Consider the following 14,803-nt stretch of genomic DNA (forward strand, 5'->3'; position numbering starts at 1 on the left):
GCATTGGTTATTTTCTTGAAAGTGCATAAACCTGATGGCTCACACCCATCGGTTTGGCGTGCCAAACAATAATAAAAGGCTCATGTAATGCAATACACTAAGATGATTAAATCTCTCATAGTGGCAGGGCTAGTTGCCTATAGCTTGCCGGGACATACCGACGACATGGTCAGAACAATTGTTGCCGAGAAAGGCAATGTACACATTGAGGCGCTGGATCAGGGCAAGGGGCATGTCATCGTGATCCTGCCTTCAAAAGGCCGTGGCGCGAACGACTATGACGAAGTGGCCCGTTACCTGGTAGGTGACGGCTATCGCGTGATCCGTCCGGAGCCTCGCGGTGTCAAGGGCAGCAAGGCGCCCATGGATACGCCGACGCTGCACGATTTTGCGGCCGACGTCGCCTTGGTGATGGATAAAGCCAGCACCGGGCCTGCGGTAGTGGTCGGGCATGCCTGGGGAAGCCAGCCTGCGCGTGTGCTGGCGGTCGATCGTCCAGATCTGGTCAAGGGGATCGTATTGGCCGCCGCGTCGATTGGTAAGTTGCCTGCCGGTTCATCTGAAAAGCCCTACGGCCGCATGCTCGAAGCGATCAAAGGCGCGGGCAATTACGCGTTACCCGAAGCCCAGCGAATCAGCTATCTGAAGGAAGCGTTCTTCGCCCCCGGCAACGATCCGCGCGCCTGGCTGAGCGGATGGTACGACAAGACCCACCAGGCTCAAGACCATGCACGGGACAGCACACCCGTGGATCTTTATTGGTCAGCCGGCGCAACCGTGCCGATTCTCGACCTGCAAGGGCAGCATGACGCCGTCGTTATCCCGAACATTCTTAAATCCATGCTCGGCGATCGGGTCGAACATAAAACCATTGCCAACGCCGGACATGCCATGGCCCCCGAGCAGCCGCGTGAAATGGCGAGTGCCATCGCCGATTTCGCTAAACGCGTGTATGCGGACAAGTGATCGGCGTCTGTCGCCGATTTGATTGACGGGCGGTGCATGCGTTGGCCGTGGCCTGACGGAAAAATGCTCCGGACCTTTCGGTTCGGAGCATTCCTCATCTGTTGCGCGGCGTGTATTGCGCGCTACATCTTGCGGGCGTACTGGGCCTTGGCAAACGCAGCGATGGCATCCGCCATCGCTTTGGGTTGCTCAGGCGCCATGGCGTGTCCGGCATCTTTCAAGACCACGACCTGGACCCGGTCACCGAGCATGCTTTTGAGCACGCCGGAGAAGCGCCGCGGGGCAACCGTGTCCGCTTCACCTTGCAGATCGAGAATCGGGGCACTGCCGGCGGCGAAGTAGTCGTCTACCGGTGTGGTGTTGCGTGCATGGGACTCGGCATCGTGGGTGGCCTGGTGCCAACCGCCCAGCCACACAGTAGGATCGTTGCCGGGGGCAAAGAAGGCCTTGCGCAGGTAGATCAGGCGTTGCTCTTCGGGCAGCGACAGGTCGCCGGCACCATCGATGGCCTGCCGCATCTCGGCATTGATCGGTTTTTCCGTCGAGCCCGGCGGCACTTTGCCGGCAGACGCTGCGGCCATCACTACACCGCGGACAAGGTCAGGGCGATCGGCGGCGAGCATGCGCGCGGCGAAGTTGCCCCAGGCGTGACCGACCACCACGACAGGGCCTGTGTTTTCATGTTCGACGACTGCTGCGACGTCCCGGGCAAAGTCGTGTACCGACAGGTTTTCCATCGGCCCTTTGCTTTGCCCTATGCCACGCGGCTCGGGCCTGAGGACGCGGAACCCATCCACCTGAAGATAATGGGCGACCTGGTCATAATCGCGAGCCGAACGCCCCAATGAAGGGAGCATCACGATCACCGGCCCTTTCCCTTGCGAGCTGACCTCGATTTGCACGTTGTCATAGTTGACCAGCGTTTGCTTGATCGGTGTGCCAGCAGCCATCGCAACGGCGCAAGTGAGGCCAAAGGTGGCGCCGAGCAGAATACGCGAGAGGGTTTTCATTATTTGCGCTCCTGTGCCGTTGGATTGTTGGCCGGTTCGAGGCCGCTTTCGGTCAGCAGATGACGTGCGGCCGGGCTGTTGAGGAAGGCAATGAACTCACGGGCAGGTTGTGTATGAGGCGTCTCGCGGGCGACTGTCGCGCAGAACCGGCTGATTTTCTGTACCTCTTCGGGAAGCGGGCCCAGGTAGTCGACGCCGGGGGTGACCTTCAACTCGCTGATTTGCTGCATGCCGATGTCCGCATCGCCTCTGGCCAGCGCCGTGCCCACCAGTTCCTTGCCGGCGATCTCAACGGTTTTACCTTTGATCTTGTCGCTGATGCCCAACCGCTGGAACAGCTCGGTACGGATATACACGCCGCTGGCACCTTGGGAGTAAGCGATCTTGTCGGCATTGAGCAACGCCGAGGTGAGCGCGGCGACGCTTGATACGTCCGGCTTGGGTTTGCCGTGAGGCACCCCGACACCGATGCGCGAGTCGGCGATCTCGCGGCGGGTGGTCATATCAAACGCGCCGGTGGGCGAGAGCAGTTCCAGGGTTTCATCCGCCATGATCGCCAGGTCCATCGGCTCTTTATGCCTGATGCGTTCTGGAATGGATTCGGGCGATGTGCCCATTGAAGGTCCCCAACTGAAACTCAGGGTATTGCCACTGGCTTTTTCGTAGGCCGGCTGAAGGTGTTCCATGGCACCCCGCAGTGCGCCACTGGCAATGATCTTCAGTTCAGCGGCTTGGCTCAATTGAGAAAAACCGAGCAGGCTGACCAAACCGGTGGACAGCAGTATCGGAGCAGATCTTGTTTTTTTCATGGTGCTGCCTTCTTCAATGGGCGCCTGTTTCAAGCGCCGCGAGTGTTGACGAATAACGAGTACAACGATGTGGTCGACGCCATCAGCAGACGATTCCCGCGTGGGCCGCCGAAGCACAGGTTGGCGCAACGCTCCGGCAGGTCGATGTGACCAATCGCGGTGCCATCAGGGGCGAAGATGCGTACACCGTCCAGTCCGGGCTCAGGCGTGGCCCAGCCGCACCAGAGGTTACCGTCCACATCCACGCGTATCCCGTCGGGCAACCCGCTGCCGGCATCGATCAGCTCACGCCGATGACTGACTTGGCCTTGCTCATCGACGCTGTAGGCGACGATGCGCCGAGGGCGAGCCCTGGACTCAACCAGGTAGAGGGTCTTTTCATCCGGGGAGAAGGCCAGGCCGTTCGGGCCGTCGAGGTCTTCGGCCACGCAGTGCAGGCTGCCGTCCGCATCGAGGCGATAGAGGTTGGCCGGCAGTTGCGCGGTGCCTTGCCGGCCCATGTAGTCGCTGATCAGGCCGAACGGCGGGTCGGTGAACCAGACACTGTCGTCCGACTTCACCACGATGTCATTCGGCGAATTCAGCGGTTTTCCTGCAAAGCTGTCGGCCAGCACGCTGATGCTGCCGTCGTATTCGGTGCGGGTGACGCGCCGGCCGCCATGTTCGCAAACGAGCAGGCGTCCTTGACGGTCGCGCGTCATGCCATTGGCCTGATTCGAGGGCTGGCGAAAGACACTCAAGCCGCCGGTGGTCTCGTCCCAACGCATGATGCGATCGTTCGGCAGATCGGTGAACAGCAGGAAGCGCGCGTCGGCGAACCAGGCGGGGCCTTCCGCCCAGCGCAGGCCTGTACCGAGACGCTCAACCTTGGCATGGGCAAGGCGGTAGTGCGCAAATCGAGGGTCCAATTCGCGAACGCTCGGGTCGGGCACGCGGGAGCTGGGAACCCAGGTAATTTCGTTCATCGTTTGATCTCCTGAATGGACGCACATCAGGCGTAAAGGCGCGCCGGGTTGTCGACCAGCACCGCCTGCTGCAAGGCGGGGCTGTCGCACACCTGGCGAATGAAGGCGAGAAGCTGGGCATCGTCAGGTATCGGCCCTTTGATATTCGGGTGCGGCCAGTCCGATCCCCAGATGGCGCGCTCGGGGGCGCACTCCAGTAACGCGCGAACCTGATCCAGCGCCTGCGGCCAAGGGCCGGGCTGACCCTGCATGGCACGATCGATGCCCGACAGTTTGATCCAGCGATTCGCGTGGCCCAGTTCCGCCCGCAGTTCGTCCATCAACCGCGGATCAACCGGCTGGGTGAGGTCCGGGCGCGCCATATGATCAATCACCAGTGGCGTCTTCAGGTCGCGCCAGGTGTGGAGGAATGGCAACAGCGTCGGCAACTCCCCGTGCACCAGCACGTGCCACCCCAGCGGAGCGACGCGCTCGGCCAATGCGCGCAGCTTTTGTGGGTCGCGGGCCCCCGGCAGATGGCCCATCAAGTTGAAGCGGATACCGCGCAGGCCGCCGTCGTGCAGAGCCTGCAACTGATCGTCGGTGGTGGTTTCATCAATGATGCCGACACCGCGATAATGCCCGTTGCTGCTGGCTATCGCCTCCAGAATGGCGCTGTGGTCGGTGCCATAGGGCGCAGCCTGCACCAGCACGCCGTGACTGATACCCAGTCGACGATGCATGCCCAGCAGTTCGCTGAAAGGCGCAGGCTCAGGCGTATAGGCCGCGTTGGCCGGAAGAGGGAAACGCGCCCACGGGCCATAGATATGGGTGTGACAATCCCAGGCACCTGTAGCGCTGGATGAAATCGACATGCTGGCTCCGAAAGTCTGCCCCGATACGCCGCCTGCCAGACCGATACCGGCGGCAGCTATCATGGTGTGTTTGATGAACAGACGACGTGACGTCTGAACGCAGGAAAAGTCGTCCATGTTCGGCCCTGGTTGGGTAGGCGGGCAGGGCTGCGCTTTGCACAGCCCTTTGGAATGAGTCAGTCGCAGCGTGCGGTCATGCCGCCATCGACGATGATTTCCGTGGCGGTGACGAAGCGTGATTCGTCACTGGCCAGATACAGCGCTGCAAACGCCGTATCGCGGCCATCGCCCATGAACCCGAGTGGAATGCGTGCCACACGCGAATCGAGCAGTTTGCTCACATCGCCGCCCGTGCGTTGCCCGGCCAGGCGCACTTCGACCATCGGCGTATGCAACTGCCCCGGAACCACCGTATTTACGCGGATGCCCTTGGGGGCGTATTCGACGGCGGTGACGCGAGACAGTTGAATGACGCCGGCTTTGCTGGCGGCGTAAGCCACTTGTGCCGAGCCCGTCCAGCGCGTGCCGGACGTCGAGGCGGTGTTGATGATCGAACCGCCGCCCTGTGCTTCCATCAGTGGCAGCACATGCTTGCAGGTCAGGTAGACGCTTCTGAGGTTCAGGGCGATCTGCGCATCGAACTTGTCTTCGGCCAATGCCACAGCGCCGCCCGCGGCGGAACCGCCGACGTTGTTGACGAGAATATCGACCTGGCCGTAAGCCGCTTTGCACGCGGCGACCATCGAGGCGACCGCCTGACTGTCGGTGACATCGCAGGCGAATGGGGTGACCTCACCGCCGGCTTCACGGATGCGTTCGAGGGTTTCCTCCATGGCGCCCAGGTCGCGATCGACCGCGAACACCTTCGCCCCGGCCATGGCGAATATCACCGCGACCGCGCGGCCATTACCCCAGCCACTGCCGACACAGCCGGCGCCGGTGACGATAGCGACTTTGCCCTTGAGGCGATCGCTTTTTGGGAGAGTATCAGTCATGCAAGTATCCTCAGTTCAATGTAGTCGGCAGTTCGGCAGTGGCGCCCGCAGGTGGCGGAACTTCGAACACCTTGATGGTCATGGAAATCAGGGTGTAGTAACCCGCGATGCCGACCAGATCGACGGCCGCATCGGTACCCATCTGTTCGACGAATTCGGCGTAGAGGCCATCGCCGATAGCGCGTTGGGCGTGCAGTTCGCGAATGAAGCGGTAGACCAGGGCTTCATCGGCGTTTTCGAACGCCGGCTCGCGGTCATCCCGAATCGCTTCGATGATGTGTGGCGCCAGCCCGGCCTTCAGTGCGAAAGGCTTGTGCGCCGCCCACTCGTATTCGGCGAGCCAGTGCCGGCCCATCAACAGAATGGCCAGCTCCGACAGGCGCGGGTCCAGGCAGGTGTCATAGCGGCAGTAGCGGCCCAGTGCCTGGGCGCACTCGGCCAGCGCTGGCCGATGCAGCCAGATCGCCAGAGGGCCGCGCACGCCTTGGCGAGGGCCATTGGCGATGCGCTCGTAAACCGGGCGCTGCGCGTCGCTGAGGTGGTTCGGGTCGATAGGCTTTAAACGATTCATGGAGCTTTCCTGTCAGGGACGCGGTGACTGAATAGACGGTTTGTGCGCGGGCGCGATGGCCGCCTCGGCTGACGGGCTTTCGACCGGTGGGCGCAGCAGGCTTCGGCTCGGCTTGCGGCCGGTTGCCCGCTCGAAAGCGTCGGGGTCGAATGCGCCTTCCCAGCGCGCGATGGCAAACACCGCGACGGTGTTGCCGACGATATTGGTCAGGGCGGTAGCGGTGGCCATGATCCGGTCAATGCCGAACAGCAACCCCAGGCCACTCAGCGGAAGGGTTTGTACCGATTGCAACGTCGCGGCCAGCTTGATGAAGGCACCGCCTGCAACGGTGGTACCGCCTTTGGAGGTGATACTCAGGATCGCCAGCAGACCCAGTTGCTGCACCAGGGAGAAAGGCGTGTCGGTCGCTTGTGCGATGAACCCGATCGCAACCGCCATGTAGATGGCAGTTCCATCAAGGTTGAAGCTGTAGCCGGCGGGCAGTACAAAACCGACGACCACTTCGTCACAACCGCTGCGTTGCAGCTTTTCGATCAGGCGTGGGAATACCACTTCGCCGGACGCCGTGCCGAACACCAGCAGGATCTCATCGCGAATCAGGCGCAGCACAGTGCCGAAGGGCAGGCCGATAGACCAACTGATCGAGCCCAGAATGCCGAAGACGAAGATCAGTGAAGCGGCGTAGTAAACCGCGATCAACTTGAGCAGATAGAGCAGGGTGTCGCCACCGTAACTGCCGATGGCCGCAGCCATGGCGCCGAACGCGCCCAGAGGGGCCAGCTTCATGATGAAGCCGAGCATTTTGAAGAGGATGCTCTGCGCCTCGCCAAGGGCTTTGACGGCGACCGAATCAGGGCCGCAGACGCGGTTGATGGCGATACCGGCCAATACCGAGATGATCAGTACCTGGATGATGTCGCCCTTGGCGAAAGCATCGACCAGTGTGTGGGGAATGAGCCCCAGCAGGTAGTTGATCATCGACACACTGCCCGCCGCGGAGGTGGCCTTGATCGCTTCACTGGATTCATTCAGGCTCGTCGCATGCAGGCCCACGCCCGGTTCAACGACGTTGACCAGAATGAAACCAATGAGCATCGCGACGGTGCTGACCACTTCAAAATAGACTAGCGACTTGATACCGAGTCGGCCGAGTTTGCGCATGTCCTGAACATGGGTAAGGCCATGAACCAGGGTGACGAAAACGATCGGCGCCAGCATCATTTTCAGCAGCGCGATGAATGCTTGTCCGAGGGGCTTCATGGCGACCGCCCATTGCGGTGCGGCGAAACCGAGGATGACGGCAGCAACAAGTGCTATCAGCACCTGTACGTGGAGTTTCTTCAACTGATTCATGGCATTTCCTGGCCCGAGAATGGGCATCATTATTCTTGTGGTAACACGTCCCTTGACGGGCAAGCTGGGCCTTCAGCTATCAGCGATGAGCATAGAAAAAACTAAAGCTAGGCACAAAAACCTTATTTTGATACAAAGCTATGCCATTACGGCATGGTGATAACGATGGATATTCGGGAACTACGCTCCTTCGTAAAAGTGGCCCAGTGCGGAGGTTTCAGCCGTGCGGCCAAAGAGCTCTTCATTGCTCAGCCGGCTCTGAGTCGGCAGATCGCCAAGCTTGAAGAGCAGCTTCAGGTGGCACTGTTCATTCGTCACGGAAGGGGGGTGGAGCTGACTGCCGCCGGGGCGCGTCTGCTGGAGCGGGCGGATGTAATGCTGCGTTACATGGAGGACACCGCTGACCATGTCCGAAACAGTGCGTTTGAAGAACGCGGCCATTTGGCGATCGGGTTGCCTCCTGCGATCGGGACCATTGTGGGGCCGCAATTGATCCGTCGTTTTCACGAACGCTGGCCGAAGGCGTCGCTGCACGCGCTGGAAGGGTTGAGCACGTCGTTGCAGGAGTGGCTGCTGGATGGCCGAATCCAGGTAGCCGTGGTGTACAACCAGCCTCTGCTCGAGGCCTTTGATGTCAAACCCATTTTCAGTGAGCGCATGGTGCTGGTCGGGCCTCCAGGGGAAGCGCCGAGATCGGTGCGTATTACCGGCCTGGCTGATTTCCCGCTGATCCTTCCGGGCCTGCCGCACAGTAACCGTCGCTTGATCGAGCAGGTTGCCGCGCAGAATGGACTGCGGCTGAACGTCATATTCGAAGTGGACAGCGTGAGCTTGACCAAGCGTCTGGTCGCCGAAGGCATGGGGTACTCCATTCTTGCTCACGCAGCCGTTCAGGAAGATATCGCGAAGGGGCTGTTGGTCGGTCACACCATCGAACGACCGGGCATCCGATCCACGGTTTCGTTGACGACACTCAAAGACCGTAGAAGCAGCCGCCTGGCGTTGAGTTGGGAAAAGATTCTGTTGGAGACGTTGGAAGAGCTGGTGACGGTCGGCGCGTGGAAGGACGCGACTCTCTGGCTGGGGCTGGAAAGCACAAAAACCTAGGGTGCCCGGCATGGCAAAGGCGAACCACTCCAGCGAGTGGTTTTTTTTTGCCTGGATTTTTACGCGGTTGATACAAAGCTGATACGCGAAAAACAGTTAATGAGAATCCATGTCATACGCGAATGGTTTGGTATATCATGCGCCGCGAATTCCTGGCAGGTTTGCCTGCGCGTCGGCTCATCCATGAGGTCCAACATCCATGCGTCACACCCTGATTTCCCTCTGCGTGCTTCAGGCGTTTACTCCTTTTGCCTGGGCACAGGTTGCCGCCTCTGAACAACCCAGCCTCGAGTTGCAGGCGACCACGGTCACCGGCGAAATGGACTACGAGACGGCTCAAGGGCCGGTCAAGGGCTACCGCGCAACACGTTCAGCCAGTGCGACCCGTACCGACACTTCGATTCATGAAACGCCGCAGTCCATCAGCGTAGTGCCCAAGGACGTGGTCGAGGACATTGGTGCGACTCGCCTGCAGGAGGCCCTGGACTACGCGGGCGGCGTCGGCCGGGCGAACAACTTCGGCGGGCAAGGGCTTACCAGCTTCACCGTGCGAGGCTTTACCACTGCCGAGTTCTACCGCAACGGTTTCCCGATCAACCGCGGCTACCCGAGCATGCCCGACGCCAACAGCATCGAGCGCCTTGAAGTGCTGCGCGGGCCGGCGACCATGCTGTATGGCCGTGGCGATCCCGGTGGCACCTTCAACGTGGTATCCAAGCAGCCGCTGGCCGAGCCCACGGTCACGCTGGGTAGCCAATTGAATGATCAGGGCATGAAGCGCGGCACCCTCGATGCGTCCGGCCCGCTGGATGAGCAAGGCGCGCTGGCCTATCGTCTGAACGTGGTGGGCGAGGGCGGCGACACCTTCCGCGACCATGTCTCGAGCGAACGCTACGGCGTGACCCCGGTGTTGACCTGGCAGGCCAATGACGCCACCAAGGTGATCTTCGAAGGCGACTTCATGCGTAACAATCGCCCGCTGGATCGCGGCCTGACACGCTTCGCCAACCAGCGTGGGACGCCGTCCCGTGACACCTTCTGGGGTGAGAAGTACGCCGGCGACCTGCACAACGATAACAACATGGCCCAGTTGCGCTTCGAACATCTGCTCAACGACAACTGGACCCTGGGCGGTGGTTTCCAGTGGCTGGACGGGACGATGAAGGGCAATGGTGTCGAGGCCAACGGCGCGACCAGCCTGGATGCCGATGGCCGCACACTTCAGCGCAACTTCAACTACCGCAAGCTGGAATGGACCGACAAGGACTACCAACTCAACCTGACCGGGCACTTTTCCACCGGCGGCTTTGATCACACCTTGCTCACTGGCATCGAATACGAAGACTACGACTACAAGTCGATCATCCAGCGTTCCAGCGCCGTGGCGGGGACCTTTCCGATCGATATCTACAACCCGGTCTACGGCCAGCCTCGTCCGGCGCTGACCCGCACGCCGACGCACGATAAAGAAAACCTCAAGACCTACGCGGCCTTCGTTCAGGACCAGGTGGCACTGACCGAGCGCTTGAAAGTCCTCGCCGGTGCGCGCTTCGAGCGCTTCGAGCACGATTACGAGTCCTACGTACCCGGTGTCAGAAGCTGGAACGCCGCCGACAACGCCGTCACCCCGCGCGTCGGCGTGATGTATGACCTCACCGACACCGTCGCGCTCTACGCGGATGCCGCGCGCTCGTTCAAGCCCAACACTGGCGCCAGTCGTCAGGGCGGTGGGTTCGATCCGGAGAAGGGCAAGTCCTACGAGATGGGCGTGAAGTGGGAAGCGCTTGACCGACAGCTGAGCGTCGATGCGGCGATCTACCAGATCGAGAAGAAAAATGTCCAGGGTGTCGACCCTTTGAACTCCGACTTCAATGTCGCGACGGGCCAGGTCCGCAGCCGCGGCTTTGATCTGAACGTGGCCGGCAACCTGACGCCCGAGTGGCGGATGATCGGCGGCTATGCCTATGTGGATGCCGCCGTCACCAAGGACACCACTGTCCGTACCGGAACGCGTTTGGCCAACATTCCGCGCAATAGCTTCAGCCTGCTCAACGTGTATGAGTTCCAGGACGGCGCGCTCAAAGGCTTGGGCCTCGGCGCCGGTGGCAAATACGTGGCCGAGCGTGCCGGGCAGACGGCCAACAACACGTTCGCGATGGACGCCTACACGGTCGTCGACCTGCTCGGTTACTACAAGGTCAACGAAAAGGTCAGGCTCAACCTGGACGTGAAGAACCTGTTCAATCGCGAGTACGAAGAGGGCTCGTTCTTGAACTTCTACGCCTACCCTGGCGAGCCGCGCACGGTGCAAGTGGGTATTTCCTACACTCTGTAGCGCGGTCAGCGCCCGGCGCGATGTGCCTCGTCGCTTGATCCGGTGGTATGCCGGGCGAAGGTCACGCAGCCACACTTTTTGGCGGCCTGTAGGGAAACCCCTACAGGCTCCGAAAATCCCTCGCGCAATATCAGGATTGGATGATGGCTCTTTGCTAGATGTCGGGTTAGAGTGATTAAAAGGTTCTTGCGAATCTTCGTTTCTGCGACCCCTCCCGAGGCTGCAGGACACTTCATAATGTGGAGTGCATCATGAAAGTCCTAATCGCTGATGACTCATCCATGTCCCGCAAGCTGGTCTTGCGTTCCCTGCCAGAATCACTGACCGAAGATGTTCGCCAGGCCTGTAACGGTGCCGAGGTGATGGAGGCGTATCACGCCGGTTTGGTGGACCTGCTTTTTCTCGACCTGACCATGCCGGTCATGGATGGCTTCCAGACCCTTGAGGCGCTCAAGCGCGAGGACGCGAATGTGGTTGTCGTGGTGATCAGCGCCGACATCCAGCCGCTGGCCAGGCAGCGCGTATCCGATCTGGGCGCTGCTGCATTCGTCGCCAAGCCGGTTACGGCGCAAGCTGTACTCAATGCCTTGCACGTCATAGGGGTACTTTGATGGAAACCTTGGCCGCGCTAACCGAAGACCAACGTGACGCCTTGCAGGAATTGATGAACATTGCCATGGGGCAGGCCGCCGAACGACTGGCCCGGCTGACCAACACCATGGTTACGCTTTCGGTTCCTTTCATTCACCCACTGATCCGGGAGCAGGACAACCTGTTGATTCCGGACCATCTTCGTCGAAGCTCCATGATCGTCACCCGCCAGTCGTTCCTGGGGGAGTTACGCGGAGAGGTGTTCGTTTGCTTTGGTTCCATGGGGGCCGACAAGCTCGCCGAATTGCTCGGCTATAGCGACGGCGGCCCTGCGCAGCAGGAAGAACTGATGCTGGATGTCACCAACATCCTGTCCGGCGCCTGCATCAGTGGCCTGGCCAAGCAGGTGGCGATACAAGTGAGTTATGACGCGCCGTCGATTCTGGTCCACAGAGAAGAGTCCGCGAACGCACTGAATGAATTGAACCTGAACGAACACCTGGCGATGGTGTTGGAAATCCGTTTCGAGGTGCAGGCTCATCAATTCTCCTGCGACCTGCTGATCTGTATTACCGAACGTACAGCAGGCGTTGTGGTCCGGGCCATCGATCGCTTGCTCTATGAGCTTTGAAGGGGCGTCTTCATGACAGACAACAAGGCAATTTCCCGGGAAACCCTTGAGTCGATGCTCAAGGCCATCAACATGGGCGTGCTGCTGGTCGATCATGACTGCAAAGTGCTGTTCTCCAACCACTTCATGTCCATCAACAGCGGCCGCAGCGCCGAAGAGCTCGTCGGTCGCACGCTGTTCGAAGTGTTTCCGGAACTGCCCGAGGTCTGGACCCGGCAGAAGATCAACAGCGTCGTCACGCTGCAGAACTTTGCGTTCACCTCCTGGCAGCAACGGCCGCATCTGTTCAACTTCGAAAGCACCCGGCCGATCAGTGGCTTGGTCGGGCACATGTATCAGAACTGCACGTTCTTCCCGGTGCAGGACGCCGATGGCGGCAGTCTGGGGGTGGGCCTGGCGATAAGCGATACGACCGACACCGCTGCCCGCCAACTCGAACTGACGCACCTCAACGAGTTGCTGGAAGAGGAAAAGAGCGCCCAGGCGCTGCTGATCGCACGGCTCGAGGAGGCTCAGGCGCAGTTGCTGCAGTCCGAGAAAATGGCTGCGATAGGCCAGCTTGCGGCGGGCGTGGCCCACGAGATCAATAACCCGATCGGCTTTGTGTGCTCCAACGTCAACAGCCTGCGGCGTTACCTGGTGGATCTTTTCGCATTGCTCGACGCCTACGAACAGGCCAGTGACGAAAAACATGCGCAGGCTCATCCCGAGCTTGCGGCCATGCGGGACAAGGCGGATTACGACTTCATGCGGCAGGACATCGACGAGCTGATCGTCGAGTCGGTCGAGGGGCTGGACCGGGTCACTCGTATCGTCAAGGACCTGCGCGAGTTCTCCCATGTCGACAGCTACGAATGGCAGTTGGCCGATCTGCACAAGGGGCTGGATAGCACCCTCAACGTTATCTGGAACGAGATCAAGTTCAAGGCTCAGGTGATCAAGCGCTACGGCGATATCGAGCCTATCGAGTGCATGGGCTCGCAGATCAATCAGGTGTTCTTGAATCTGCTCATCAATGCGAGCCATGCCGTGGGCGTTGATGGCGAAATCATCATCAACAGTGGCAGGGAAGACGGCGGTGTGTTCGTCGAGGTCGTCGACAACGGTCACGGCATCCCGCTGGACATCCAGAACCGGATATTCGAACCGTTCTTCACCACCAAGCCGGTAGGCATGGGCTCGGGCCTGGGCCTGTCGCTGTCGTACAGCATCATCGTCAAGCACCACGGAAGACTCACCGTCGAAAGTGAACCGGGCCGGGGCAGTTGCTTCCGTGCGTGGCTCCCGTTACGTCAGCCCCAGGTACAGGCCCACGCTACCTCTGCCGTTGAAGGATGCTGAGCATGAACACCACCGAGTTGAGCGAAAAACGCTACACCGTCATGCTGGTGGACGACGAAGAAAGTATCCTCAACAGCCTGCGCCGCTTGCTGCGTGGCAAGCCTTACGATTTGCTGCTGGCCACCAGTGGCGCGCAGGCGCTGAACCTTTTCGAACTGCACCCCATAGACCTGATCGTCTGCGACGCGCGCATGCCGTTCATGGACGGCCCGACCCTGCTCCGTGAGGTGCATAAGCGCGATCCGCACTGCATGAATATCCTGCTGACCGGTTATGCCGACATGAGCATGATCACGCAGGCACTCAGCGATGGGTACATTTTCCGCTACATCAGCAAACCCTGGAAGGATGAAGAGCTTCAGCTCACCCTCGATGAGGCTTTGGAAATGCAATGTGTGCTGCGTGAACGTGACAACCCGAAGAAGCTCGTCAGCGAATAGTGGCTCGACAGCTTCGGCGCCTCACGGTTTTTGATAAATCGAAGGCGCCACTAGCTTGAACGCATCGCTGACGCCGTTCAGGCTTTCCGAATGACTGATCATGAAATAGCCGCCACGTCGCAGGAATGGGAGCAGGCGACTGACCACTTTTCGCTTGGTCTCCTGATCAAAGTAAATCATCACGTTGCGCAGGAAAATCACATCGAATTCGCCCAGTTGGGGCAGGGTTTCGATCAGGTTGACTTGCACGAAACTGACCCGCTGGCGCAGGGATTTATCGATCAGGAAGGTGCCTTCCTGCTGGCCGATGCCCTTGAGGCAGTATCGACTGAGCAAGGACTGCGGCAGCCTGTTGGCGCGTTCCATCGGGTAATGCCCGTTCCGGGCCTTGGCCAGTACCTGGGTGCTGATGTCCGATCCGATGACCTCCCAGGGCGTGCTGCGCAGGGTTTCGGCCAGGGTCATGGCCAGGCTGTAAGGTTCTTCGCCCGAGGAGCTGGCCGCGCTCCACACCCTGAAGGTCTTGCCTGGCGACGCGAAGGGCAATACCCGTTCGCGCAGGAACTCGAAGTGCTTGGGTTCACGAAAGAAATACGTTTCGTTGGTGGTCAACAGGTCCAGGGCGAACTGCAGTTCGTCGGGGTTCTCCTTGCCCATTATCATTTTGAAATACGCGCCGTAGCTCTCCAGTTCATGGAACTGCAGGCGCTTGAACAGACGCCCGGCAACCAGGGCTTTTTTCATGGGTGACAAGTGGATGCCCGCTGCACCATAGAGCCAGGACTGGAACTGGGTGAATTCACGATCTTCAAGATTGATCTGTTTCAATCCGAAC

Annotated in this window: 14 protein-coding genes and 1 pseudogene; 7 read left to right on the forward strand and 8 right to left on the reverse strand. The window is 60.1% G+C overall.

What is annotated here, in order from left to right; all coding sequences use genetic code 11:
• Positions 1-87 precede the first annotated feature (87 nt).
• Positions 88-966: an alpha/beta fold hydrolase gene (locus tag JN756_RS10815; RefSeq protein ID WP_108525683.1), complete on the forward strand. Its 879-nt coding sequence runs from the start codon at positions 88-90 to the stop codon at positions 964-966.
• Positions 967-1,088: 122 nt separating this feature from the next.
• Here JN756_RS10815 and JN756_RS10820 read toward each other — a convergent pair whose 3' ends face one another.
• The 7 genes from JN756_RS10820 to JN756_RS10850 all read right to left on the reverse strand — a co-directional run bounded on the left by JN756_RS10820 (position 1,089) and on the right by JN756_RS10850 (position 7,523).
• Positions 1,089-1,976, reverse strand: a complete 888-nt coding sequence (locus tag JN756_RS10820) for an alpha/beta fold hydrolase (RefSeq protein ID WP_046384068.1) — start codon at positions 1,974-1,976, stop codon at positions 1,089-1,091.
• Entirely contained in the window at positions 1,976-2,785 is an 810-nt protein-coding gene (locus JN756_RS10825) for a molybdate ABC transporter substrate-binding protein (protein ID WP_046384067.1), read from the reverse strand. The genes JN756_RS10820 and JN756_RS10825 overlap by 1 nt, the downstream gene beginning before the upstream one ends.
• A gap of 29 nt (positions 2,786-2,814) precedes the next feature.
• Entirely contained in the window at positions 2,815-3,750 is a 936-nt protein-coding gene (locus tag JN756_RS10830; RefSeq protein ID WP_128192036.1) for an SMP-30/gluconolactonase/LRE family protein, read from the reverse strand.
• A gap of 26 nt (positions 3,751-3,776) precedes the next feature.
• On the reverse strand, positions 3,777-4,604 hold the full coding sequence (locus tag JN756_RS10835; RefSeq protein WP_108525679.1) for an amidohydrolase family protein: 828 nt from the start codon (positions 4,602-4,604) through the stop codon (positions 3,777-3,779).
• Positions 4,605-4,780: 176 nt separating this feature from the next.
• On the reverse strand, positions 4,781-5,599 hold the full coding sequence (locus tag JN756_RS10840) for an SDR family NAD(P)-dependent oxidoreductase (RefSeq protein WP_046384064.1): 819 nt from the start codon (positions 5,597-5,599) through the stop codon (positions 4,781-4,783).
• Positions 5,600-5,609: 10 nt separating this feature from the next.
• On the reverse strand, positions 5,610-6,170 hold the full coding sequence (locus JN756_RS10845; RefSeq protein WP_046384063.1) for a carboxymuconolactone decarboxylase family protein: 561 nt from the start codon (positions 6,168-6,170) through the stop codon (positions 5,610-5,612).
• 12 nt (positions 6,171-6,182) lie between these two features.
• Positions 6,183-7,523, reverse strand: coding sequence for a cation:dicarboxylate symporter family transporter (locus tag JN756_RS10850; RefSeq protein ID WP_046384062.1), 1,341 nt, complete (start codon positions 7,521-7,523; stop codon positions 6,183-6,185).
• 165 nt (positions 7,524-7,688) lie between these two features.
• Between JN756_RS10850 and JN756_RS10855 the strand changes: the two genes are divergently transcribed.
• The 6 genes and pseudogenes from JN756_RS10855 to JN756_RS10880 form a co-directional block, all read left to right on the forward strand.
• Positions 7,689-8,630 carry a LysR family transcriptional regulator gene (locus tag JN756_RS10855; protein WP_046384061.1) on the forward strand — a complete coding sequence of 314 codons (942 nt, stop codon included), beginning with the start codon at positions 7,689-7,691 and terminating at the stop codon, positions 8,628-8,630.
• A gap of 199 nt (positions 8,631-8,829) precedes the next feature.
• Positions 8,830-10,965: a TonB-dependent siderophore receptor gene (locus JN756_RS10860; RefSeq protein WP_169881449.1), complete on the forward strand. Its 2,136-nt coding sequence runs from the start codon at positions 8,830-8,832 to the stop codon at positions 10,963-10,965.
• A gap of 251 nt (positions 10,966-11,216) precedes the next feature.
• Entirely contained in the window at positions 11,217-11,576 is a 360-nt protein-coding gene (locus JN756_RS10865; protein ID WP_017846984.1) for a response regulator, read from the forward strand.
• Entirely contained in the window at positions 11,576-12,187 is a 612-nt protein-coding gene (locus JN756_RS10870; RefSeq protein ID WP_046384059.1) for a chemotaxis protein CheC, read from the forward strand. Before JN756_RS10865 ends, JN756_RS10870 begins: the two co-directional genes overlap by 1 nt.
• A gap of 12 nt (positions 12,188-12,199) precedes the next feature.
• Positions 12,200-13,528, forward strand: coding sequence for an ATP-binding protein (locus JN756_RS10875; RefSeq protein ID WP_017846986.1), 1,329 nt, complete (start codon positions 12,200-12,202; stop codon positions 13,526-13,528).
• 2 nt (positions 13,529-13,530) lie between these two features.
• Positions 13,531-13,956 (forward strand): annotated as a pseudogene (locus JN756_RS10880) (response regulator); the annotation flags it as partial.
• A gap of 33 nt (positions 13,957-13,989) precedes the next feature.
• Here the strand turns inward: JN756_RS10880 and JN756_RS10885 are convergent.
• Positions 13,990-14,796, reverse strand: coding sequence for a CheR family methyltransferase (locus JN756_RS10885; protein ID WP_017846988.1), 807 nt, complete (start codon positions 14,794-14,796; stop codon positions 13,990-13,992).
• Between the last annotated feature and the right edge of the window lie 7 nt (positions 14,797-14,803).

It is taken from the genome of Pseudomonas sp. Y39-6 (genome assembly GCF_023651955.1).
GTDB classification, from domain to species: Bacteria; Pseudomonadota; Gammaproteobacteria; order Pseudomonadales; family Pseudomonadaceae; genus Aquipseudomonas; species Aquipseudomonas veronii.